The sequence below is a fragment of the Cyanobium sp. Copco_Reservoir_LC18 genome, from assembly GCF_009834675.1.
In the GTDB taxonomy this organism is placed as follows: Bacteria; Cyanobacteriota; Cyanobacteriia; order PCC-6307; family Cyanobiaceae; genus Cyanobium; species Cyanobium minutissimum.
In genome coordinates, this window is sequence record NZ_ASAC01000010.1 from 76,615 (window position 1) to 98,080 (window position 21,466).

The following is a 21,466-nucleotide window of genomic DNA, read 5'->3' on the forward strand; positions in this document are numbered from 1 at the left end:
CCCCATGCGCCTGCTGCACACCTCCGACTGGCACCTGGGCCGCAGTTTCCACGGGGCCTCGCTGCTGGAGGAGCAGGCGGCAGCGATCGCACGGATCGCCGAACTGGCCCGGGAGCATGCCGTCGATGCGGTGCTGATCGCCGGCGACCTCTACGACCGGGCCATCCCGCCGGCCGAGGCGGTGGAGCTGTTCAACAAGGCCCTGGCCCAGCTGAGCCGCGATGGCACCGCCGTGGTGGCCATCGCCGGCAACCACGATTCCCATGTGCGGGTGTCGGTGTACGACCCGCTGCTCTCCGCCTTCGGGGTCACGGTGCGGGGCGATGTGGGCCGGGCCCGGGAGCCGGTGCTGGTGACACCCCGCTCCGGCGGCACGCCGGTGGCCATCTATCCCCTGCCCTACCTGGAGCCGGCGGTGGTCGGGCCGGCCCTGGCCGGCGAACCGGTGCGCCTGCGCCACGAGGAGGTGACCCGGCTGGCCCTGGCCCGGATCCGCGCCGACCTGGAGGGGCGGCCCCGGCAGCGCTCGGTGCTGGTGGCCCACACCTTCGTGGCCGGCGGGGAAACCTCGGAGTCGGAACGGGAGCTCACCATCGGCAATGTCGACCGGGTGAGCGTGGACACCTTCTCGGGCTTCGATTACGTGGCCCTGGGCCATCTGCACGCCTCCCAGCAGCTGGACGGCCCCCGGGTCGCCTATTCGGGCACCCCCCTGCCCTACTCCTTCTCCGAGGAGCACCACGTCAAGTCAGTGCGGATCGTGGAGCTGGCCGCCGACGGCACCCCCACGGTGCAGGTGGTGCCCCTGGGGGTGGGCCGGCGCCTGTGCACCCTGCGGGGGCCCATCGACGCGCTCTGCTCAGACCCCGCCCACGCCGCCGCCAGCGAGGCGCGGGTGCGGGCGATCCTCACCGACGACACCCTGCCCCTGCAGGCCATGGCCCGGCTGCGGGCCCGCTTTCCCCACATCGCCGAGCTGCGCCACGAGCCCCCCGAGGTCGCCCGCGCCGGGGATGCCGAGCGCCACCGCCAGGTGCGCCAGGCCCGGTCGCCCCTGGAGCTGGCCAACGCCTTCTTCGCCGACCAGCAGGGCCGGGCGGCCACGGCGGCGGAAGCCGGGCTGCTGGAGGCCGCCCTGCAGGCGGCGGAACGGGGAGGGGAACGGTGAAGCCCCACCGGCTCACGATCGAGGCCTTCGGGCCCTACGCCGATCCGGTGGCGGTCGATTTCGACGCCCTGGCCACCGAGGGGCTGTTCCTCATCCACGGCACCACCGGCGCCGGCAAGACCTTCCTGCTCGATGCCCTCTGCTTCGCCCTCTACGGGGAGGTGTCGGGCGACCGCAGCGTCAAGGGGCTGCGCTCCGACCACGCCGCCCCCGGCGCCGTGCCCCGGGTGAGCCTGGAGTTCTCCTGCGGCGTCGCCCGTTACCGGGTGGAGCGGGTGCCGGCCCACACGGCGCCGAAGACCCGGGGCGAGGGCTTCACCGACAAACCGTCCAAGGCGTTCCTGTTCCGGCTGGCCGCCGGTGGGGGCGAGCAGCCCTTGGCAGCCAGGATCACGGAGGTGGACAAGGAGGTGGAACACCTGGTGGGGCTCAGCGCCGCCCAGTTCCGCCAGGTGATCCTGCTGCCCCAGGGGCGCTTCGCCGAGGTGCTGCGGGCGAAGGCCGAGGAGCGTGAAGCCCTGCTCAAGACCCTCTTCGACACGGAGATCTACGAGCGGGCCGGCCGGTGGCTGGATGACGAGGCCAAGGAGGCGCGCGTCGCCAGGGACAAGCGGATGGATGCGCAGGAGGTGCTGCGCGCCCAGGCCGCCCACGTCTGGGCCCCCCACGCCCCGGCATCGCCGGAGGGCGCCGATCCAGCCCTGGCACCACCATCCCCACCGGCCGACCAGGCGGCCCTCGACGATCTGGTGTTGCGGATCGCCGCCGTGGCGCAGGGCAGCGAGGCGGCCCTGCAGGAAGCCACCGCCGCCCTGCAGGCGGCGCAGCGCACCCTGGCCGAGAGCGACGCGCTCGCGGTGCGCTGGGAGCGCCGCGCCGCAGCCGCGGCCCTCCTCAGGGAGCTGGAGGGGAAAAAGGAGCTGGTTGACGACCACCGCCAGCAACTGGTCCGGGCACAGCAGGCTGAAGCCCTGCGCCCGAGCCTGGAGGCCGTGAAGGCCGCCGGCGCCGAGCTGGAGCGGGTGGATCAGGGGCTCAAGGGGCAGCTGCGGGCGGCCGTGCGGGCGCGTGATGGGGCCCGGGCACTGCCGGTGTCGGTGATGCTGCTTGAACTGATGGCCTTGCCATCCGCCGAAGCACTGGGAACCGCCAGCGCCGATCTGGCAGCCCGCGGCGCCGAGGTGCGAGAGCTGGCAATGAAGGCGGCGGAGGCGGCCCAGGCCAGCCGGCAAGCCGCCGAAGCGAGACAGCGATCCGCAGAGGAGGAAACCCGGGCAGCCCAGGCGGCCGCCCAGCGGCAGCAACTCGAAACGGAACAGGAGCGGGACCTCGCCGCCCTCGGCCGGGCCCGCAGCGCACGCGACCAGCTGGAGGGTCTGGAGCGGTCCGCCCGGGACGCCGCCGGGCGCGCCGAAGCCGCCGCTGCCATCGCCCCCGCCCGGCAGCGACTGGCCGGGGCCGAGGCGGCCAGGCAAGGGGCTGATCGCCGGGTCTACGAAGAGGCCGCCGCTCTCAACGGACTGCGGCGGCGCCAGGTCGAGGGCATGGCCGCCCGGCTGGCCGGGAGCCTGGTCGCCGGTGCCCCATGCCCAGTGTGCGGCTCCAGTGATCACCCGGCCCCCGCCCAGCCCTCGGCGGATGCGGTCGACGATGGGGCCCTCGCCGCCGTCGAGCAGACCCTGACCGCGGCGACCACGGCGGCGAAGGACGCGGCCGTGGCACTGGCCAGGGCCGAGGCTGACCTTCGGGCCGTACTGGAGAAAGCCGGCGACAGCTTCGATGCGGCCGGGGCCAGCCAGGTCGCCGAGGCGGCCGTGGCGTCGTTGGCGGCGGCTCGGTCCCTGGCCGAGAGCGTCGAGCCCCTGGAGCAGCGGACCAGCGAGCGTGAACAACGCCTCCAGCGCCTGGAGCAGGTCATCCAGCAGGCCACCACGGCCATCGCGCTGGAGACCCGGAGCGCGGCCGAGGCCGGCGCGCGTGCCCAGGCCCTGGCCGCCCAGGTGGCCGGGGAGCTGGGGGAAGGTCTTGATCCAGGCCAGGTGCTGCAGGGTTTCGGCCCCTTGGAAGCCGCCCTCAAGGCCCTGGTGGCCGCTGGGGCGTCCCACACCCGGGCCAGCAGCCAGCTGGAGCAGACGGAGCGCCGCCTGGCCCAGGAGTTGGCCGCCTCCCCGTTCCCCAGCGCCGAAGCCGCGACCGCGGAGCTGAGGGAGGAGTCGTGGCGGCAGAAGGTCGCCCGGCGGATCGAGGCCTACGAAACGGATGTGGTCCAGCAGCGGGGGATCCTGGCCGCCCCCGACCTGGCCGACCTGCCGGAACAGCGGCCCGACACCGCCGGGGCTGCCCAGACCGTGGCGGTGGCCGACGGCGCCCGCACGCGGGCCGTGGAGCGCCACAGCGAGGCCCAGGGCGCCCAGCGCGAGATCGGCCGACTGGCCGACCAACACCGCCGGGGCGTGGCCGACCTGGCGGCGAAGCAGCAGCGGGCCGAACTGCTGAGCGCGGTGGCCAACCGCTGCCAGGGCAGGGCGGCGCCCCACATCTCCCTGCAGCGCTGGGTGCTCTCGGCCTACCTCGCCGACATCTGCGGCTACGCCAACCAGCGGCTCACCCTGATGACTTCCGGCCGCTACCAGCTGCGGCTCACCGACGAGGGGGGCCACGGCGGCCGCAAGGCGGGGCTGGGCCTGCGGGTGCTGGACGCCTACACCGGCGAGGAGCGGGAGGTGAGCAGCCTCTCGGGCGGGGAGACCTTCCAGGCCTCCCTGGCCCTGGCCCTGGGGGTGGCCGACACGGTGCAGGCCCACGCCGGCGGCGTGCCCCTGGAGGCCCTGTTCATCGACGAGGGCTTCGGCAGCCTCGATCCCGACAACCTGCAGCTGGCCATGGACGAACTCGACCGGCTGCGGGAAGGGGGCCGCATGATCGGCCTGATCAGCCATGTCGGCGCCCTGCGGGAGCGCATCCGCGGCGGCATCGAGGTGATCGCCGGCGATCGGGGCTCGACGCTGCGGGTGAACAGCACGGCCTGGGGTGCGCCCTAGAGCAACCCCCGGTGACGCACGAACAGCTGCACCATCGCCCAGGAGCCCAGGGTCACCTTGACGGCCACCAGCCCGTTGAGCAAGGGGATCCAGCCCCCCGAGGCCAGGGTGCCGAAAGTGCCGGCGGGCAGGGGGACGCCCCCGAGGGCGAAGGCGGAGAGAACCACGAAGGCGATCACGGCGGCCTTCTCCCAGAGGTCGGCCCGCCAGCGGCGGTAGAGGCGGTCGGAGAGGCGGGCCGAGCCGCTGATCAGCACCAGGCCGATGGCGGTGCCGCCGGCCACCCCCGCCGCGAACCCGCCGCCCGGGGACAGGTGGCCGCGCAGGGCCAGCTCCACCCCGATCAGGGTGGCCATGGTGGCGCCGAGCTGGCAGAGCACCACCGAGGGGGCATCCTCGATGGCCCGGATGCTCGTCTTGGTGGGCTCCCCTGCCAGCAGGAAGCGCACCCCGATCGAGGCCAGGGTGAACACCACCACTTCGGCGATCGTGTCGTAGAGGCGGGTGTGCAGGATCACCCCCGACACCAGATTGGGTACGTCGGTGGTGGCGGCCAGAGAAGCGATCATCGGCCCGATGGGGGGCGGCGGCGGCAGGGCCGCGGCCAGCGGGGCCAGGCACAGGGCGGTGGCGGCCAGCAGGTAGAGCCAGGTCATGGCCCCTCCCCCGGCAGCAGCTCACCACCGCTGCTCTGCCAGCGGCGAAAGCCCTCCAGGGCCCGCAGCCGCTCCGCCAGCCGGGGGTTGGCCAGCACCAGCCGCAGGCCCGGGCCCAGCTGGCCGTGACTCGCGTCGGCCTCCCCGGGCTCCGCCGGCTCCGGCGGCAGCAGCCGCAGCCGCAGCGACAGGGGCCCCAGCCAGTCGCGCAGCAGCCCCTGGGTGGACTCGCTGGGGGGATCGTCGGCCGGGTAGGTCAGCCGCAGCGCCATCGAGGAGCGCAGCGCCACCGCATAGAGGGTGGTGGAGAGCAGGGTGCCCACCAGGGCCTCGGTGATCGCCACGTCCGGGGCCCCCAGCAGGGCATAGATCAGGGTGGACACCGACCCGAGGATGCCCCGCAGCACCAGGGTCTGGTACGGGTTCGACTGGCTCACCAGCAGCACGGCGGTGAGGGGCAGCAGGGCGGTGATCGGCAGGAGCAGATCCAGCTCCCCCACCAGGGACACGCTGCCGCTCATGGCTCCGACTCCCGGCGGGAGGCCAGCGAGCAGTTGGCCAGCACATAGCCGAAGATCGTGTTCCACAGGATCAGGGCCAGCAGCGCCAGCACCAGCAGGGGCCACTGGCCGGGGATGCGCAGCAGCAGGCCCAGCAGCATCAGCGCCGAGCCGAGGGTGTCGGCCACCGAGAGGGCGTGCAGCTTGCTCAGGTAGCTGCGGCTCTCCAGCAGGGGCCAGGTGCCCCAGAACCAGAGCAGCAGCCCGGCCCCCAGCAGCAGCAGGCTGGCGTGATCGGCGAAGGACGCGAGGGTCATCGCTCCGTCCCCCGCAGCAGGTTGGCCAGCAGCAGCAGGCCGGCGTTGCCGGCGCACAGGACGATCACGCCGGCCAGGCCCACCATGCGATCACCCCGCACCGCCGACACCACCAGGATGATCAGGGCCACCTTGCTGGCCACGCTGGAGAAGGCCGCCAGGCGGTGCCAGACGTCGCTGGGCCGGCAGGCCACCGCGATCGGGATCAGCAGGGCCAGCACCATGCCCCAGAGCAGCACCGTCATGGGGTCGGCCCTCCGGTGGCGGGGCCGGCGGCCGGGCTGCGGCGGGGTGTGAGGGCGTGGATGCGGTAGCGGCGGCCGCCGTCCTCCAGGCCGAGCACGATCGTGAAGGGGGTGAGGGTGATGCGGAACACGTCCAGGAAGACGAGCAGGGGGATGGTGCTGTCGGTGGTGGCCTCGCTGATCTCCTCCTCCTTCGGCTCGTGGCCGACGATGAGCCGCAGGGCCTCGAGGTAGGCCTGGGGCACGGCCAGCAGGCTGCGGCCCAGGGCCCGCAGCAGGGCCCGCAGGGGCAGGGGCCGGGAGTGGGCGCGGGGCAGCAGCAGGGCCACCACCAGCCCGATCAGCAGATTGAGGCGGCTCAGGTCGGCGGTCAGCAGGCACCAGACCGCCAGCCGGAAGCCGGTGGTGAGCAGCAGGGGCAGCAGGCGTCTCATCGGATCCACACCAGCAGGCCGGCCCCCACCACCCCCATGCCGCCCACCAGATCGGGGAAGGCCTCCAGATCCGGCAGGCGGAACCAGGGGCGGCGGCGCAGGGGCTGCAGCAGCCGGTGCAGCCCCACCCCGGCCGCCAGCACCAGGGTCGCCTTGGCAGCCGCGGGCAGCAGCTCCGGACTCCAGCTGCGGCCGGCCTCGGCGGCACCAAGCAGCACCAGCGCCGCCAGCAGCAGCAGCACCCCGGGCGACCAGGCGGGCTCCGCTGGGGCCGGCGCGGCTGCCTCCTGCAGGGGAGCGCCCCAGAGACGCGCATAGACCGCCGCGGTGCCCACGGTGAGCAGGCTGAGCAGCAGCCCCGCGGGCCCCGGCAGGGCGCGCTCCAGGCCCGATTTGGCGAAGAAGCCCAGCAGCGGCGGCACCCCCACGATCGAGAGGGAACCGATCCACAGCGGGACCCACACCCCGGCGGCCAGGGGCCGACGGGCCCAGCCCGCCAGGTCGCGGCCGGGGAAGCGGCGGGCCACCAGGAACAGGGCGGCCTTCGCCAGCCCGTGGCCGAGGGCATAGAGCCCTCCGGCGGCCGGCACCAGCACCACCAGTCCCATCTGGGAGAGGGTGCTCCAGGCCAGCAGCCGCTTGGCATCCGCCTCCACAAGGGCGAACACCAGGCCCAGGCCGGCGCTGGCCACACCGATCACCGGCAGCACCGCGGCCAGGGCCGGCACGACGCCGCCCAGCCGCAGCAGGGGAACGACCCCGGCGGCGACCACCACGCCGGAGAGCAGGGCGGAGACCTCCGCCGGTGCCTCGGCGTGGGTGCGGGGCAGCCACAGGCCCGAGAGGAACAGCCCGGACTTGGTGAGCAGCCCCACCAGCAACAGGGCCAGGGCGGCCGCACCCGCTCCGGCGACGGCCTCGATCCGGAAGCTCCCCTGGGTCAGATAGACGACCGCGGCACCGACCAGGTAGAGGGTCATGACCGTGTTGCCGATCAGCAGATAGCGCAGCGCCAGCCAGAGGGAGCGCTCCGAGCGGCTGCCCAGGATCAGCAGGAAGGCGCTGATCCCCACCACCTCGAGCGTCACGTAGAGGCTCACCAGGTCCACCGCCACGAAGGCGGAGGACAGGCCGCCGTGCAGCACCATCAGCAACAGCAGGAAGGGCCCGGGCAGGGTCCGGCGCCAGCCGTCCAGCACCACCGCGCCGCACACCAGGGCATTGAGGAGCAGGAAGGGCGCCGCCAGGCCATCGGGCTGCAGCGACACTCCGTAGGGGCCGAGCAGGCTGAGGCCGGCCGGCAGGGCGCCGGCCTGGATCGCAGCGGCCACCGCGCCGGTGGCCAGGCAGCAGAGCAGGGCCAGCCCGCGGGCGAGGGGGGGCAGCAGGGCGGCCAGAAATGCCGCCGTGTAGGGCAGCAGCAGCCAGCCGATCAGCAGGGCCTCGCCGGAGGGTGGCGCCATCAGCGCCGCCCCCCGGCGTCGAGGCGACCCGCATCGAAGCTGGCCAGATCAAGGCTGGGGTCGACGCGGGCCAGGCGGGTGATCACCACCAGCAGCAGGGCCTGGATCGAGAGGCCGATCACGATGGCCGTGAGGATCACGGCCTGGGGGATCGGGTCGGCCATGGGCAGCGGGGCCGCGACGGCCCCGGGGGCGAGGGGGGCCGCCAGGATCGGGCTCCGCAGGCCAGCGCGCGCCGCCACGAGCACGAACAGGGCGACCACGGCGGACCCCATCACGTCCATGGCCAGCACCTTGAGGAACAGGTTGCGGCGCAGCAGCAGCCCGACGAACCCCACCAGCACGGCCACCAGGATCAGGAGCTCAAGCAGGCGGAACGGATCCATTGGACCTTCCTTCCCGGAGGACGGCCGGGACACGGAGCGGGATGGTAGCCGTTGCTGCCGGAGGCCGACGGGCCAGGCCGGGCCTCAGGCGGAGGCCTGGAACTGCTCCGCCAGCAGGCGGCGCTGGTACTCCAGCGACAGGGCCTCCAGGTGGGAACGGGCCTGCTCCTGCAGGGCGGGATCCAGCTGGTCGAACACCAGGCCCTGGGGAACCTGCATGCGCAGAACGAGCGCCAGGGCATCGAAGATGCGCACCTGGTCGCCCTGCCAGCCCTGGTATTCGGCGGCAAGGGCCATCAGGGCCTCACCGGAGGCCTGGCCTGCCATGACCCGCGGCCGCAGCTCCTGCACCTGGGCCAGGCGCGCCGAGCTCACCAGGGCATGGGCCGCACCCAGGGCCGCCAGGGAATCGGCCGCTTCCCGCTTGAGCACGGTCATGTCGCGGCTGAGCACCACCGCCTCCACCGAGAGGGGCTCCCGCATGCCGGGGAGCAGCGCCGCACCGGGATCGGCCGCGGGCGCCTTGGCCAGGGCCGGGGCCAGGGCCGGTGGCGGCGCCGGCGGCTCCTGCCACAGGACCGCCGCCACGGCGCGCAGTCTCCGGGCCAGCCACTGTCTGACGCGTCGGACCTGTACCGCCATGGGTCGCAAGGGATCGGGTCTTCCCAATGTGGCCGCTCCGCCCGGGGGACCGTGACGGCCCTCCCCCCAGCCGGCCGGTCGGATAGCCGTCCAGGCTCCGGATCTGCGGCGGTCATGCCGGGGATCGCTTGCCAGAGTCGGCCCAGAGTGCCGCGGCGCCGCCGATGACCCCAGCCCAGCGACGCGCCTTCCTCTGGCGGCGTGCCCTGGCCCTGGCGCTGGTCCTGGTGCTGGTCGCGGCCCTGGGCATCGGCGCCAACCGGCCCGCAGGGGCCCTGGCGGCCACCGCCGCGGCCGAGGCGCCGGCCCGCGGCGGCGGCGGCAACGCCTCGGTCGACACCGGCAATGCCGGCAGCTTCCGCCTCGGCACGGTGCGGATCCTGGGGGTGCCCGTGATCACCGTGGCCTCACCGGCGGTGGATGCCGGCAGCGGCACCGGGCCGGAGGCCGCCGAGCGGGCCCGGGTGATCGAGGGCAATCTCAGCCAGCTGTACGAGCCCCGCAATCCCTGCACGCCCGGGGAACGGCTCGGTGAGGCGCTGCTGGATCACCTCAGCCTTGAGGGGACGACAGCCGCCTGCGACCCCAACCATCTGGGGCTGCAGGGGCGGCCGGAGGCCCTGAGGGTGGTGGTCCTTCAGGAGCCGGGTGGAGATCGGCGGCTGGCGGCCGTCGTGCCCGGCCGCGCCAGCCCCTTCCCCCTGCTCACGGTCACCGAGCAGGACGCCCAGTTCAACGGCCTGACGGCCGAGGCGCTGGCCAAGCGCTGGCGCGGCCTGCTGGAACGTCGCCTGCGCAGCGCCCGACGGGTGTTCGGAGAGGAGCAGATCAACGATCGGCTGCGGATCAGCCTGGTCTGCCTGACCGTCCTGGCCCTGCTCATGGCCGTGGTGGTGGTGCTCTGGCAGCGGAGCCACCGGCTCCTGCCGCGCCTGCAGCGTCGCTGTGCGGAGGGTGCCGGACGCCTCGATCCCCTGGCGCTCCAGGCCACCCAGGCCTTCAGCCGGCTGCTGGCGGCACTGGTGCTGCTGCTGGGGGTCGCCATGGGGGCGGTGCTGCTGCTGGCCTGGCCCGGCCAGATCCCGGCCGCCATCGATGTGCTGATGCAGCCGCTGGTGGTGCTGATGAAGGCGCTGCTGCTGCTGGCCCTGGCCGCGGTGCTGCGGGGCCTGGTGGGGCTGCTGCTGACCCAGTGGGCCAGCCACCCGGCGGTGCGCAGCGATCACCGCGCCCGCCGCCGGCAGCGCTACCTCAGCCTGCTGCGGGTGCTGCGGCGGCTGGTGAACCTGGCCTGCCTGCTGCTGTTCGCCCTCTGGACCGTCCGCGGCATCCCTGTCCTGCGGGATCTGTCCACCAATGCCGTGCTGGCCAGCGGCGCCGTGCTGGGCGCCCTGGCGCTGGTGTTCCAGGGGTTGCTGCGGGACTTCGTCGCCGGGCTGGTGCTGCTGCTCGACGACCGTTATGCCATCGGCGACTGGGTGGAGATCACCGGGCGCACAGGGGAGGTGGTGGACGTGGGCGTGCTGAGCACCGAACTGCGCGCCGCCGACCAGCGGGTGGTGGTGGTGCCCAACAGCCACTGCGAGCAGGTGGTGAACCACACCAAGCTGCGCTCGGGAGCGGAAGTGACCCTGCTGCTGTCACGCAGCCTCACCGATCTGGGGGGCGCCATGGCCGTGATCGCCGAGGAACTGGCCGCCTTCGGCAACGATCCCCACTGGGCCGCCAGCCTGCTGGAGCCCCCCCGCCTGCTGGGCCTCGAGGCGATGACGGCGGACGACCTGCAGGTGAAGGCCCTGCTGATCACCCAGGCAGGCCGGCAGGGGGAGGCCCGGCGGGCCCTGCTGGGGCGGCTGGTGGAGCGGCTGCAGGGCTGGCCCCAGCAGCCGGGCGAGCCCCAGGAATCCGCTTTCTAAGCTGGTGGCCCTTCCCATGCCCGCACGGGCTCCGCGGCCGATGGATCCCTTCGCTGTCCCTCCCGGCCCCGGGCTTCGCCTCGGCCGCCGGGAGCTGCTGCTGGGCGCCGCCAGCGCCGGCTTCGCCCTGGCGGTGCGGCCCGTGGCCGCCTCCACCGTCACCACCTCCGCCGAAGGGCTCGATGCCGGCTGGGTGTCGGTGCCGGCGGCCGATGGGGCCGTGAAGGCCTACCGGGCCCGCCCCGCCCAGGGCACGAACCTGCCGGTGGTGCTGGTGGTGCAGGAGATCTTCGGCATCCACGCCTACATCCAGGACGTCTGCCGCCGCCTGGCCCGGCTGGGCTATCTGGCCATCGCCCCGAGCCTGTTCGATCGCCAGGGCGATGTCACCGTGCTCCCCGACATCCCTTCGATCCTGCCGCTGGTGGCAACGGTGCCCGATGCCCAGGTGATGGCCGACCTGGATGCCACCGCCGCCTGGGCGGCCGCCAGCGGCGGCGGCGATCTCTCCCGGCTCGGCATCACTGGCTTCTGCTGGGGCGGGCGGATCACCTGGCTCTACGCCGCCCACAACCCGAAGCTGAAGGCCGGGGTGGCCTGGTACGGCCGCCTGGTGGGCCAGGCCACCGAGCTGCAGCCCCTTTATCCGATCGACGTGATTCCCCGGCTCAAGGCGCCGGTGCTGGGCCTCTATGCCGGCGAGGACGACGGCATTCCGATGGCGTCGGTGGAGCGGATGCAGGCGGCCCTGAAGGCGGCCGGCAGCCCCAGCCGCATCGAGGTGTTTCCGGGCCTGCCCCACGGCTTCCACGCCGACTACCGCCCCACCTACCGCCAGGCCGCCGCCGCCGCCGGCTGGAAACAGCTGCAGGCCTGGTTCCGCGCCAATGGCGTGGCATGAGGGCGGCGGGCCGGACGCTCAGGCCCGGTTGAGGTGCTCCTCGGCGGCGGCCGCCAGGGACTCGCTCCAGTGGTCGACCTGGCTCTGCTCGGCCGCCTCCACCATCACCCGCAGCAGGGGTTCGGTGCCGCTGGCCCGCACCAGCACCCGGCCGTGGCCGGCCATGGCCGCCTCCGCCTCGGCCACCGCCAGCCGCAGGGGTTCGCACTGCTGCCACTGCTGGCGCCGCTGCCGGTCGGGAACGGTCACGTTCACCAGCCGCTGGGGGTAGGGCTGGAAGCTGCCGTCCATCCATTCGGCCAGCTTCAGGCCGCCGCCCTGGATCAGGGTGGCCACCTGCAGGGCGGTGAGCAGGCCGTCGCCGCTCATGCCGTGGCGGGCCGAGAGGATATGGCCCGACTGCTCGCCCCCCAGGCCGGCCCCCAGGGCCTCCATGGCGGCATGCACGTGCTGGTCGCCCACATCGGTGCGCTCCAGCACCCCGCCACTGGCCTGCCAGGCCCGCTCGAAGCCCAGGTTCGACATCACCGTGGCCACCAGTCGGTCGTCGGGCAGCTGGCCCTCGCGGCGCAGGGCGGAGCCCCACAGGTAGAGGGTGTGGTCGCCGTCCACCACCCGGCCGCGGCCGTCCACCGCCAGCATCCGGTCGGCGTCGCCGTCGAAGGCGAAGCCCATGTCGGCGCCGCTCTCCAGCACCGCTCGCCTCAGGGGCTCCAGGTGGGTGCTGCCGCAGCCCTGGTTGATGCGATTGCCGTCCGGTTCGCCGTGCAGCACCAGCACCTCGGCCCCCAGGGAACGGAACAGCTCCTCACCGCAGGCGGTGGCCGAACCCCAGCAGAGGTCGAGCACGATCCGGCAGCCATCGAGGCGCTGCCCGCCGGCGCTGGCCCGCAGCGCGTCCACATAGGCCGCCAGCAGGTCGGGCCGCGCCACCTCCCGGCCGCTGCCCGCCAGCGGCGGCGGGGCGGTGCGGCCCTGGAGGCCCGCCTCGATCGCCTGCTGGCGGGCCGCCACCAGCTTGGCGCCGCGGGCGCCGAACACCTTGATGCCGTTGTCGTGGGGGGGGTTGTGGCTGGCCGACACCATCAGCCCCCCGGCGGCCCCCTCACGCCGGATCGTGCCCGGCACCGCCGGGGTGGGGCACAGCCCCAGCTGCCACACCTCGCGGCCGGCGGCCATCAGGCCGGCGCTGAGGGCCGCCACCAGCATCGGCCCGCTGCGGCGCGAGTCGGTGCCGATCACCACCGGCCCGTCGGCCTGGAGCACCACCCCGGTCCAGTAGCCCACCTGCAGGGCCAGGGCCGGGGTGACGCTGGTGCCGACGCGGCCGCGGATCCCGTCGGTGCCGAAGCGGGCCACGCCGTCGGTCAGGGGGGCCCCGAGGGGGAACCCCGCCGCATGCGAAGCCGCTTCACCCATGCCGCTGCCATCACTGGGAAGCAGGCTACGCGCCGTGCCCGGAGACGCCGCGGCCGCCGCAGCCGGCGGGGCTCAGCGCCAGCGGGGCGGCCACCAGCGCCAGCGCAGCAGCTCCAGGGTGGCCCAGAGCAGCAGCAGGCCCACGCACCAGCCCGGCAGCAGCCGCAGGGGCCAGAGCGGCCGCAGCAGCAGGGTCAGCAGGGCCACTGCGCTCACCACCACGGCGCGGCGGCGCTGGCCGGCCCCGGGCAGGCGGTCGAACAGCGGCGGCAGGGCGGGGAGGGAGGGCAGTCGCACCGGGGGCGGCGCAGTCGGATGCCCAGAATGCCCCGGACGCCGTCCCCCGGCCATTGGCCCGACTCCCGCTGCTGCTGTCCCTCTCCTGTCTGGGCACCGGCCTGGCACTGGTGGGGGGCCGGGCCCTGCTGGCGCGTCAGCCGGCGCTCACCCCCGCCACCGCCACCGACCGGCTGGAGTGGCTGCAGCACTGGGATGCCGATCCCTGGCGGCGCCGGGAGGCCAGCCTGCTGCTGGCGGCCCGCAGCAAGGATCCCCAGGCGCAGCGCCAGTGGCTGCGGGGTCAGGGCTGGGGTCCCGACCCCCTGGCCGCCCTGGTGCTGAAGCAGGACGCCCTCGCCGCCTCGGCCCTCGACCGCCCCGAAACCGCCCAGGCCCTGTGGCGCCAGCTGCAGCGGCGCTTCCCGGGTGATCCGGCCAGCGCCGATGCCCTCTACGCCCTCGGCGGCGACGATCCAGACAAGCGACGGCAGCTGCTGCAGCGCTTCCCCGCCCACCCCGCCGCCCTGGCCGCCGCCCTGGCCGCCGGCCCGGAGGCGGCCGAACGGCGCCGCGGCGCCCTGCACCTGGCCCGCTGGGGAGCCCGCTGGCCCGGCGCCGAGGCCCGCCTGCGGCAGGTCTGCCAGGAGGACCGCCCGGACCTGAACGCCCGGCAGCGGGGGCAGCTGGCGGAGGGCCTGGCCGAACTGGGGGATGGCGAAGGGGCCCTGCGCTGCCTGGGCTCCAGCCTCAACGGCCTGGGGGCCAGCGGCCGGCTGAGCCTGGGCCGGGCCCTGCTGGCGGGCAACGAACAGCAGCAGGGCCAGGCGGAACGGCTGCTGCTGGATCTGGTCCGCAGCGCCCCCACCACGCCCGAGGCCGAGGCGGCCGTGCGCCTGCTGGCCCAGCAGGGCAGCCCCGCCGCCGCCGCGTCCCTGGCCCGGCTGCCGCCCCGCTGGCGGGACAGTGCCCCGGTGCTGGCCCGGCGGATCCAGGAGGCCGAACCCACCGGGGGCGGCCCCCATCCCGCCACCGACGCCGCTGCCCTGAAGCTGCTGCGCCGCTGGCCCCTCGACCCCGCCAGCCGCACCCTGCAGTGGGATCTCGTGCGGGAGCGGCTGCTGGCCGGCCGCTGGCGGGCCGCCCCGGCCCTGCTGGAGGCGATCCCGACTGAGGAGCTGCCGCCGCCCCTGGCCGCCCGCCAGGGCTTCTGGATCGGCTTCATTCAGCAACAGCTCGGGGAAGGTACCGCCGCCCGGTCCACCTGGGAGGGGCTGCTGCGGCGCCATCCCGGCGGCTACTACGGCTGGCGCGCCGCCGTGCGCCTGGGCCAGGGGGATCTGCAGCTGGACGCCGGGCCCCACCTGCCGGCCGCTGCCGACGGCGGCGGCCGCAGTGGCTGGCGGCCCCTGGCCAGCGGCGATCCGACCCTCGATCGGCTCTGGCGGCTGGACCAGCGCACCGAGGCCTGGGAGACCTGGCGCCACCGCCGCGGCCGCCGGGCGCCGGAGGGCAGCCGGGAGCTGCTGCTGGAGGGGCGGCTGCGCCAGGGGGTCGGCGACGACTGGACCGGCTTCGGCCTGCTGGAGCAGGCCAGCCTGAAGCTGGACGGCAACCAGTGCGCCCTGGAGCGGGAACTGGAGCGCAGCCTGCATCCGCTGCGGTTTGAGGCGGCCTTCCGGGCGGCCGCCAGCCAGGGCGGGCTGCCGATGGAACTGCTGCTGGGGGTGGCCAAGCAGGAGTCGCGCTTCACCCCGGCGGTGCGCTCGCCGGTGGGGGCCACGGGCCTGATGCAGCTGATGCCGGACACCGCCGCCGAGCTGGCCGGCGGGCCGGTGCCGGAGTCGGTGCTGGAGGACCCGGCCGGCAACGCCAGCCTCGGCAGCCGCTACCTGGCGAAGATGCTGCGCCAGTGGGGCGGCGACCCCCTGCTGGCGGTGGCCAGCTACAACGCCGGGCCCGGCGCCGTGGCCGGCTGGGTGAACCCCCAGCTGCGCAGCGACCCGGAGCTGTGGGTGGAGGCGATCCCCTATCCCGAAACCCGCCTGTACGTGAAGAAGGTGCTGGGCAACGTCTGGAGCTACCAGCAGGGCAGCGAGCCGGGCTGCTGGGGGCCTGCCGGGTCCGTTTCAGCGCACCAGCATGCGCCCGAAGTTGGCCCCGCCGAGCACCAGCAGGGTGAGCACCCCGGCCAGCACCAGCGGCGGCGGCACCACCCGGACCCGCAGCAGGTCGAGGCGGGCCAGCAGCACCGCCGAGCCCATGATCAGCACGTTGGCCAGCACGTTGAGGTGCAGCAGATAGAGACCCCCGACCGTGACCAGCAGCAGGGTGACCACCAGGCTCACCACCCGGCTGGCGGCCATCACGATCGACAGCTGCCGGATCACCAGGTCGGGCATGGTGCAGACGAACACGATCAACATCGCCTGCAGGCACTCGGCCGACCAGACCAGGGTGGTGAGCTCCTGCATCCGGGTGCCGCCGGTCTCGAGGGCATGGCTCCAGTGCATCCCCTGGTAGGTGCTCACCCCCATCAGCACCAGCAGCATCGGCGCCTGGATCGGCAGCAGCATCAGCCGGACGACCTCCTTCATGGCTCCAGCACCAGGGTGATGGCCTCCAGCGGGCAGCTGGGGATGCACTGCTCGCACACCAGGCAGCGGGAGGCCTCGAAGTGGAGCCGCTGGCTGGCCGGGGTGTAGTGAAGGGCGCCGCTGGGGCAGACGCTGGAGCAGATGCCGCAGTCGACGCAGCGCTCCGGATCGATGCGGATCTCACCCGGGGCGCGGTTGAGGCCCAGCCCCTGGCTCTCCAGCCAGTCTTCGGCGGCATCGAGCTCGTCGATGTCGCCGGAGAGCTCCACCACCATCGTGCCGCTCTGGTTGGGCGCGATCTGGGCCCGCAGGATCTTGGCGGCGATGTCGAAGTCGACCGCGAGGCGGTAGGTGATCGGCTGGTGCACCGCCTCGGAGGGGAAATGGAGAGTGAGGCGCCGTTTCACCGCTCCGGGCCGGGAAAACTGACGCTAGCAACGATGTCGGGAGCCAGCCCCCGGGCCCGCGGGATGGGCGGTGCCCGCCGGGAGGGTCGGCGCTGCCAGAGTGGGCGCCGTTCCGTATCGCCGTCGCCCATGGCCCCCTCGGGCAGTTCACCCCCCTCCACCCTCGGCCGCACCGAGCGCATGGTGCTGGCCGCCGTGGCGGCCGTGCTGGTGGTGCTGATGGTGTGGCTGCGGGGCGGCCTGCATCCGGAAGCGCCCCTGGAGCGCCTCGCCCGCCAGTCGCCCGAGTTCAGCGTGGCCCTGGCCGATGGGCGGCCCACCCTGGTGGAGTTTTACGCCGACTGGTGCGAGGCCTGCCGTTCGATGGCGCCGGCGATGGAGCGGATCGAGCGCCAGCAGCGGGGCCGGATGGATGTGGTGCTGCTCAACGTCGACAACCCCCGCTGGCAGCCGGAGCTGGAGCGCTACGACGTCAACGGCATCCCCCAGCTGGAGTTCTTCGACGCCGCCGGCGGCTCCGTGGGCCGCTCGATCGGCGCCCGCAGCGGCGCCGAGCTGGAGGCCCTCACCGCCGCCCTGGTGGACGGCACGCCCCTGCCCCGGCTGGCGGGGGTGGGGGCCGTGAGCAGCCTGCCGGAAACGGCCGGGGCCGAGGGCGCCGCTCCTGCGGCCGCCCTGCCCACCCAGGCCGGCCCCCGCAGCCACGGCTGATCGGCCGCCACCACGCTCCTCTCCTCCGCACCCCCGCCCATGGATCCCCGCTTCCGGGTCGAGCTGATCGCCGCCACGCCGAACCCGCAGCAGTGCGTCTACGCCGGGATGCACCAGGACTACAGCGAGGGGTTCGTGGCCGCCGACCGCGCCGATTGGCCCGATGAGCGCAAGGCCGGCAAGATCTGCGTCAAGCGGCTGCTGGCCGGCGAGCGCGGCCACTACGGCCCGCTGGAGCACGCCCAGATCGTGCTCAACGTGGGCTGGTTCCCCCATTCGGTGATGCAGCAGGCCCGCACCCATCGGGTGGGGGTGAGTTTCGACGTGCAGTCGATGCGCTACACGGGCGACCGCATCCGCCGGGCCGCCAACGGCGAACTGGAGCTGGAGGAGGTGTTCTACCTGCGGCCGGTGGGGCCCTACAGCGACCGCCAGGGCAAGAAGTATCTGTACGACGAAGGCCAGCGGGCTATCGATCTGGAGCTCTGCCGGGCGGCGGCGGCGCGCTACAGGGATCTCCTGGATGCCGGCTACGCCGAGGAGCACGCCCGCGGCATCCTGCCCTTCGACTACCGCCAGCACTTCGTGGTCAGCTTCACCCTGCGGGCCTTCCTGCACTTCCTCGACCTGCGGGCCAAGCTCGATGCCCAGCAGGAGATCCGCGAACTCTGCGACCTGATGTGGCCCCACCTGCAGCAGTGGGTGCCGGAATTCGCCGACTGGTACGAGAAGAGCCGGCTGCACAGGGCACGGCTGGCGCCCTGAGGGCGGTGGTGAAACGCCTCCCCTGGGCCCTCGCCGCCGCCCTCGCCCTGGGCCTGGGCGCGCCGGGTGCGGCGACCGCGGCACCGGTGCTGCGGGTGGGCCTGGTGGACGGCTCGCCGCCCTGCAGCTACCGGGAGGCGGGGGTGTGGCGGGGGCTGGCCATCGACCTGTGGAACCGGGTGGCCACGCTCGAAGAGATCCCCTACGTCGTCTCCCAGTGGCCCTCGGTGCGGCAGATGCTGGAGGCCAGCCGCGAGGGCCGGCTGGATGTGGCGGTGGGCTGCATCAACGTCTCCCCCGACCGGGTGCGGCGCTACCGCTTCAGCCTCCCCTTCCAGGAGGACGGCCTGGCGGTGATGGTGGTCAAGAGCCGGCTGGATCTGGGGCGCTCCTTCCTGAGCGCCCTGCTGACGCCGACGCTGCTGCAGCTGCTGGGCAGCTACCTGCTGGCGATCGCCTTGCTCACCGGGATCACCCTGCGCCTGGAGGTCCGCCACCATCCCGCGACGGACGGCCGGCGCAACTCCCTGCGCCACGTCAGCAAGGTGTTCCAGGTGCTGGCCACCGGTCCGGGGAGCAACACGATCGTGACCACCACCCGGGGCAACGGGGTCGTGATCCTGGCCTACCTGGTGCGGATCGTCTCGGCGTCGCTGCTGGTGGGCTACCTCACCGTGAACGTGGCCGGGGAAATCCAGGACAGGGCCAGCGGCGACATCCGCTCGCCGGCGGATCTGCGCGGCCGGCGGGTGGGCGTGCGCGCCGGCACCGTCAGCGAGTCGCTGCTGAAGGAACTCAACGCCACCAGCACCGGGCCGAAGGCGACGATCGTGCCGCTGGCCAGCATCGGCGAGGGGGGAGCTCTGCTGGCCGAACGCCGGATCGACGCGCTGCTGGGGGACAACCTGCAGCTCAGCTACCTGCTGCTCCAGGAGGAGGCCAAGGGCTTCCTGCCCAGCCTGGCGCTGGAGGGAATCCGGCCCGAATCCCAGGCCTTCGCCTACGCGCCGGCGCTGCCGGAGGCCACCGCCAACCGCATCGACCAGGCGATCAGCGCCCTCAAGCGCAGCGGTGTGGTCAGCGAGCTGCGCCAGCAGGCGACGACCCGGGGGAATCCCCAGGCGCGCTGAACCCGGCGCCCCACCAGCGCTCCACCACGTCGGGGCTGCCGTACCAGCGGGGACCGAAGGCGCCGCCGTGGGCCACCCCCGGCAGCACCAGGGGCGTGGAGCCCGCCAGCAGGGCCGAGGCCACCGGCACCAGTCCGTCGCCCCGATCGAGAGGATCGCCGCTGCTGTTGCGGTAGGCGGTGGGGGCCAGGCGCCGCGCCATGGGGGAGGCCTCCTGCCGATCCAGATCCCCGGCCACCGAGACGTAGCGCACCCGATCGGCGAAGGGGCAGCCCGGCAGGCGCTCCGCCACCATCTGGCGCAGCACCGTGGCCTTGAGGGCGGTATGGGGGCTGCCCAGCATCACCAGGGTGTCGGCCAGGGCCTTGCCGTCGTAGCGACGCCCCTGGAACGGGGCGTCATCCAGGAACAGCCGCAGCATGATGCCGCCGGAGCTGTGGCCGATCAGCGTCACCTTGCCGGTGGGGGAGCGGCGGGCCAGCTCGGCCACCGTGGCCTGCACCCGGTCGAGGATCCGGGCCCAGGCGAAGGCGAAGACGGTGAGCAGCCACTCGGGTTTGCCAACGGGCACCAGCCGCACCGGCTGGCCGCTGAGCTGCTCCAGCCGCGCCACCATCGGCGCATAGGCCTCGGGGCTGATCAGGAAACCCCCGAGGATCACGATCGGCTGGCGGGTCATGGGCGCGGACGGGCGGCGCAGCCGTGGGACCCTACCCGCGGCGGGCCGCCTCGATCGCCGCGATGTCGATCCTGGTCATCTGCATCATCGCCTCGAAGGCACGCCGGGCGGCGGCCCGGTCGGGATCGGCGATGGCGGCGGTGAGGGCGCGCGGGGTGATCTGCCACGACAGACCCCATCGGTCCTTGCACCAGCCGCAGGCGCTCTCCTGGCCGCCGTTGGCCACGATCGCGTCCCAGAGCCGATCGGTTTCGGCCTGGTCGTCGGTGGCGATCTGGAACGAAAAGGCCTCGCTGTGCTGGAACGCCGGGCCGCCATTGAGGCCCAGGCAGGGGAGGCCGGCCACGGTGAACAGGACCGTCAGGACATCACCCTGCTGGCCCGACGGGTAATCGGCCGGCGCCCGGAAGATCTCTCCCACCGCACTGTCCGGGAAGGTTTCGGCATAGAACGTGGCCGCCTCCAGGGCGGTGCCGTCGTACCAGAGACAGATCGTGTTTCTGGGAACCATGCTCCCGCTCCGATCCAGGGGCTCAGGATCCTAGGAGCCGCGGACGTTCGCTCCTGCGGGCCACATACACTCCTATGGGCCAGCCGCAGCGGCGCCGTGCGATCGACCCCGGCCTGCTGGGACGCCGGCTAACGGTTGCGGATGGAAGCCAGGACGGCTTCTTCCAGCCTGATGGCCGGCAGGAACAGCGCGTACTCCCAGCCATCGCCAGGGGAACGGTCGCGCAGGGTGATGAAGTCCTGGCGTGGGGCCCCCTTCCCTTCGGCGCCGCCGTAGCGCTCCACGGCGTGGAACAGGGTGAGCCGGGCCACGCCGTAACCCAGCACGTAGGCGCCGAGCAGGCCTGCCAGGAGGGGACGGAGATGCCTGGTCAATCGGCCCAGCTCCCTGCGCTGATCTGGTGCCATCCAACACCACCCCGGAGCCTGATGCGACCGGCTCCGGAGGGCGGCGAGGGGTTCACAGCCGCGGATCAGGACGACAACCCATCCAGCTCGCCACCGTCTCCGACGTGTCGTCCCGAATCCATCGATCCCCATAACCTGCCCCGGAGCCCCCGCCGGTCCCCGTGGATTTCACCGCCGATCTGCCCGTCGTCCAGATCCGGCGGGCGGTGATGCGCCGGGCCCTGATCGCCACGGATGTGCCGCCGCGGGTGGCGCTGGCGATGGGCAACGAGCCGCTGCTGCTGCGCTACACGGTGGGGCTGTTCGGCTACGGCCTGATCGGCTGCGCCGTCACCGATGCGGAGAGCTGCCTGCGGCGCCTGGCGGAGCAGCCCCACGGGCTGCTGGTGTGCTCCGACAGCCTCGAGGGGGGCGACGTGCTCAGCCTCACCGCCACGGTGAAGGAACGCCATCCCCAGCTGAAGGTGATCGTGATCGGCACCGCCCCGGTGCAGGACCCGGCGCTGGTGCGGGCGGGCTGGGTGGACGGGCTGGTGGCGGAGCGCGACATGACCTTCCGCAGCGGCGCCCTGCAGGCGGCGGTGCTGGCGGCGCTGGGCGGGCACCACTTCCGCAGCGCCTCGATGCGGGACCTGCCGGTGCCGGCGCCGATCAGCGAACTCAGCCCGCGGGACTACGAAATCCTCGAGGGCCTGGCCGACGGCCTCACTGATCGGGAGATCGCCGAGCGGCTGATGATCAGCCCGAGCACGGCCAAGTCGTACACCAAGCGGCTGCTGCAGAACATGGGCGCCCGCAACCGGCTGCAGGCGCTGGTGATGGCGCTGCGGCAGGGCCTGATCCGGCTGCGCTGAGCCGCGCGCCCCCGCACCCCTGCGGCCGATCACCCTCCGCT

General features: G+C 73.8%; 23 protein-coding genes. 9 read left to right on the forward strand and 14 right to left on the reverse strand.

Going from position 1 to position 21,466, the window contains the following annotated elements; translation table 11 throughout:
• Positions 1–4: 4 nt before the first annotated feature.
• Together L107_RS04410 and L107_RS16900 are read left to right on the forward strand one after the other, a co-directional pair.
• Entirely contained in the window at positions 5–1,168 is a 1,164-nt protein-coding gene (locus L107_RS04410) for an exonuclease SbcCD subunit D (protein WP_159816628.1), read from the forward strand.
• Positions 1,165–4,209, forward strand: a complete 3,045-nt coding sequence (locus L107_RS16900; RefSeq protein WP_159816629.1) for an AAA family ATPase — start codon at positions 1,165–1,167, stop codon at positions 4,207–4,209. The genes L107_RS04410 and L107_RS16900 overlap by 4 nt, the downstream gene beginning before the upstream one ends.
• Here L107_RS16900 and L107_RS04420 read toward each other — a convergent pair.
• The 8 genes from L107_RS04420 to L107_RS04455 form a co-directional block, all read right to left on the reverse strand.
• Entirely contained in the window at positions 4,206–4,865 is a 660-nt protein-coding gene (locus L107_RS04420) for a Na(+)/H(+) antiporter subunit B (protein WP_106220849.1), read from the reverse strand. The genes L107_RS16900 and L107_RS04420 overlap by 4 nt on opposite strands.
• Positions 4,862–5,386 (reverse strand): hydrogenase subunit MbhD domain-containing protein, encoded by a 525-nt coding sequence (locus L107_RS04425; RefSeq protein WP_159816630.1) that lies wholly within the window; start codon positions 5,384–5,386, stop codon positions 4,862–4,864. The genes L107_RS04420 and L107_RS04425 overlap by 4 nt, the downstream gene beginning before the upstream one ends.
• Complete coding sequence (locus L107_RS04430; protein WP_159816631.1) at positions 5,383–5,682, reverse strand: monovalent cation/H(+) antiporter subunit G; 300 nt, start codon at positions 5,680–5,682, stop codon at positions 5,383–5,385. Before L107_RS04430 ends, L107_RS04425 begins: the two co-directional genes overlap by 4 nt.
• A complete protein-coding gene (locus L107_RS04435; protein ID WP_159816632.1) occupies positions 5,679–5,927 on the reverse strand; it encodes a hypothetical protein in 249 nt (82 codons plus the stop codon). Before L107_RS04435 ends, L107_RS04430 begins: the two co-directional genes overlap by 4 nt.
• Complete coding sequence (locus L107_RS04440) at positions 5,924–6,361, reverse strand: Na+/H+ antiporter subunit E (protein WP_236550503.1); 438 nt, start codon at positions 6,359–6,361, stop codon at positions 5,924–5,926. The genes L107_RS04435 and L107_RS04440 overlap by 4 nt, the downstream gene beginning before the upstream one ends.
• Positions 6,358–7,824 (reverse strand): proton-conducting transporter membrane subunit, encoded by a 1,467-nt coding sequence (locus L107_RS04445; protein ID WP_159816633.1) that lies wholly within the window; start codon positions 7,822–7,824, stop codon positions 6,358–6,360. The genes L107_RS04440 and L107_RS04445 overlap by 4 nt, the downstream gene beginning before the upstream one ends.
• Complete coding sequence (locus tag L107_RS04450) at positions 7,824–8,210, reverse strand: cation:proton antiporter subunit C (protein ID WP_015109574.1); 387 nt, start codon at positions 8,208–8,210, stop codon at positions 7,824–7,826. Before L107_RS04450 ends, L107_RS04445 begins: the two co-directional genes overlap by 1 nt.
• An 84-nt stretch (positions 8,211–8,294) precedes the next feature.
• A complete protein-coding gene (locus L107_RS04455) occupies positions 8,295–8,798 on the reverse strand; it encodes a hypothetical protein (RefSeq protein ID WP_159816634.1) in 504 nt (167 codons plus the stop codon).
• 218 nt (positions 8,799–9,016) lie between these two features.
• On the opposite strand from L107_RS04455, the gene L107_RS04460 reads away from it, so the two are divergent.
• Together L107_RS04460 and L107_RS04465 are read left to right on the forward strand one after the other, a co-directional pair.
• Positions 9,017–10,768, forward strand: a complete 1,752-nt coding sequence (locus L107_RS04460) for a mechanosensitive ion channel family protein (RefSeq protein ID WP_159816635.1) — start codon at positions 9,017–9,019, stop codon at positions 10,766–10,768.
• A 40-nt stretch (positions 10,769–10,808) separates the two neighbouring features.
• Positions 10,809–11,669 (forward strand): dienelactone hydrolase family protein, encoded by an 861-nt coding sequence (locus tag L107_RS04465; protein WP_159816636.1) that lies wholly within the window; start codon positions 10,809–10,811, stop codon positions 11,667–11,669.
• An 18-nt stretch (positions 11,670–11,687) separates the two neighbouring features.
• Here the strand turns inward: L107_RS04465 and glmM are convergent, their stop codons facing one another.
• Both glmM and L107_RS04475 read right to left on the reverse strand, forming a co-directional pair.
• Entirely contained in the window at positions 11,688–13,088 is a 1,401-nt protein-coding gene (gene glmM / locus L107_RS04470) for a phosphoglucosamine mutase (protein ID WP_159816637.1), read from the reverse strand.
• Positions 13,089–13,160: 72 nt separating this feature from the next.
• Entirely contained in the window at positions 13,161–13,385 is a 225-nt protein-coding gene (locus L107_RS04475; RefSeq protein ID WP_106220857.1) for a hypothetical protein, read from the reverse strand.
• Positions 13,386–13,438: 53 nt separating this feature from the next.
• On the opposite strand from L107_RS04475, the gene L107_RS04480 reads away from it, so the two are divergent.
• The gene (locus L107_RS04480) at positions 13,439–16,069 is read left to right on the forward strand and encodes a lytic transglycosylase domain-containing protein (protein ID WP_236550504.1); all 2,631 of its coding nucleotides are present in this window, start codon (positions 13,439–13,441) and stop codon (positions 16,067–16,069) included.
• Here the strand turns inward: L107_RS04480 and L107_RS04485 are convergent.
• Positions 15,958–16,368, reverse strand: coding sequence for an NIL domain-containing protein (locus L107_RS04485; RefSeq protein ID WP_106220860.1), 411 nt, complete (start codon positions 16,366–16,368; stop codon positions 15,958–15,960). The genes L107_RS04480 and L107_RS04485 overlap by 112 nt on opposite strands.
• A 129-nt stretch (positions 16,369–16,497) precedes the next feature.
• Between L107_RS04485 and L107_RS04490 the strand changes: the two genes are divergently transcribed.
• The 3 genes from L107_RS04490 to L107_RS04500 are packed head-to-tail and all read left to right on the forward strand — an operon-like array spanning position 16,498 to position 18,974.
• Positions 16,498–17,079, forward strand: coding sequence for a thioredoxin domain-containing protein (locus L107_RS04490; protein ID WP_159816638.1), 582 nt, complete (start codon positions 16,498–16,500; stop codon positions 17,077–17,079).
• A 39-nt stretch (positions 17,080–17,118) separates the two neighbouring features.
• Positions 17,119–17,844 carry an FAD-dependent thymidylate synthase gene (gene thyX / locus L107_RS04495; RefSeq protein WP_159816639.1) on the forward strand — a complete coding sequence of 242 codons (726 nt, stop codon included), beginning with the start codon at positions 17,119–17,121 and terminating at the stop codon, positions 17,842–17,844.
• 5 nt (positions 17,845–17,849) lie between these two features.
• Complete coding sequence (locus L107_RS04500; RefSeq protein ID WP_236550505.1) at positions 17,850–18,974, forward strand: transporter substrate-binding domain-containing protein; 1,125 nt, start codon at positions 17,850–17,852, stop codon at positions 18,972–18,974.
• Here L107_RS04500 and L107_RS04505 read toward each other — a convergent pair.
• The 3 genes from L107_RS04505 to L107_RS04515 all read right to left on the reverse strand — a co-directional run bounded on the left by L107_RS04505 (position 18,922) and on the right by L107_RS04515 (position 20,538).
• Complete coding sequence (locus L107_RS04505) at positions 18,922–19,653, reverse strand: triacylglycerol lipase (protein WP_159816641.1); 732 nt, start codon at positions 19,651–19,653, stop codon at positions 18,922–18,924. The genes L107_RS04500 and L107_RS04505 overlap by 53 nt on opposite strands.
• Before the next feature lie 31 nt (positions 19,654–19,684).
• Entirely contained in the window at positions 19,685–20,164 is a 480-nt protein-coding gene (locus tag L107_RS04510; RefSeq protein ID WP_159816642.1) for a VOC family protein, read from the reverse strand.
• Positions 20,165–20,292: 128 nt separating this feature from the next.
• Positions 20,293–20,538 (reverse strand): hypothetical protein, encoded by a 246-nt coding sequence (locus tag L107_RS04515; protein WP_236550506.1) that lies wholly within the window; start codon positions 20,536–20,538, stop codon positions 20,293–20,295.
• A 194-nt stretch (positions 20,539–20,732) separates the two neighbouring features.
• Here L107_RS04515 and L107_RS04520 point away from each other — a divergent pair, with 194 nt between their 5' ends.
• Complete coding sequence (locus L107_RS04520) at positions 20,733–21,425, forward strand: response regulator transcription factor (RefSeq protein WP_159816643.1); 693 nt, start codon at positions 20,733–20,735, stop codon at positions 21,423–21,425.
• Positions 21,426–21,466 lie beyond the last annotated feature (41 nt).

Excerpts from the sequence above, each read along its gene's own strand:
- L107_RS04430 (WP_159816631.1), bottom strand. The coding sequence starts at position 5,682 with ATGACCCTCGCGTCCTTCGCCGATCACGCCAGCCTGCTGCTGCTGGGG.
- thyX (WP_159816639.1), top strand. The coding sequence starts at position 17,119 with ATGGATCCCCGCTTCCGGGTCGAGCTGATCGCCGCCACGCCGAACCCG.
- L107_RS04465 (WP_159816636.1), top strand. The coding sequence starts at position 10,809 with ATGGATCCCTTCGCTGTCCCTCCCGGCCCCGGGCTTCGCCTCGGCCGC.
- L107_RS04440 (WP_236550503.1), bottom strand. The coding sequence starts at position 6,361 with ATGAGACGCCTGCTGCCCCTGCTGCTCACCACCGGCTTCCGGCTGGCG.
- L107_RS04510 (WP_159816642.1), bottom strand. The coding sequence starts at position 20,164 with ATGGTTCCCAGAAACACGATCTGTCTCTGGTACGACGGCACCGCCCTG.
- L107_RS04450 (WP_015109574.1), bottom strand. The coding sequence starts at position 8,210 with ATGGATCCGTTCCGCCTGCTTGAGCTCCTGATCCTGGTGGCCGTGCTG.
- L107_RS04425 (WP_159816630.1), bottom strand. The coding sequence starts at position 5,386 with ATGAGCGGCAGCGTGTCCCTGGTGGGGGAGCTGGATCTGCTCCTGCCG.
- L107_RS04445 (WP_159816633.1), bottom strand. The coding sequence starts at position 7,824 with ATGGCGCCACCCTCCGGCGAGGCCCTGCTGATCGGCTGGCTGCTGCTG.
- L107_RS04420 (WP_106220849.1), bottom strand. The coding sequence starts at position 4,865 with ATGACCTGGCTCTACCTGCTGGCCGCCACCGCCCTGTGCCTGGCCCCG.
- L107_RS04410 (WP_159816628.1), top strand. The coding sequence starts at position 5 with ATGCGCCTGCTGCACACCTCCGACTGGCACCTGGGCCGCAGTTTCCAC.
- L107_RS04490 (WP_159816638.1), top strand. The coding sequence starts at position 16,498 with ATGGCCCCCTCGGGCAGTTCACCCCCCTCCACCCTCGGCCGCACCGAG.
- glmM (WP_159816637.1), bottom strand. The coding sequence starts at position 13,088 with ATGGGTGAAGCGGCTTCGCATGCGGCGGGGTTCCCCCTCGGGGCCCCC.
- L107_RS04505 (WP_159816641.1), bottom strand. The coding sequence starts at position 19,653 with ATGACCCGCCAGCCGATCGTGATCCTCGGGGGTTTCCTGATCAGCCCC.
- L107_RS04435 (WP_159816632.1), bottom strand. The coding sequence starts at position 5,927 with ATGACGGTGCTGCTCTGGGGCATGGTGCTGGCCCTGCTGATCCCGATC.
- L107_RS04460 (WP_159816635.1), top strand. The coding sequence starts at position 9,017 with ATGACCCCAGCCCAGCGACGCGCCTTCCTCTGGCGGCGTGCCCTGGCC.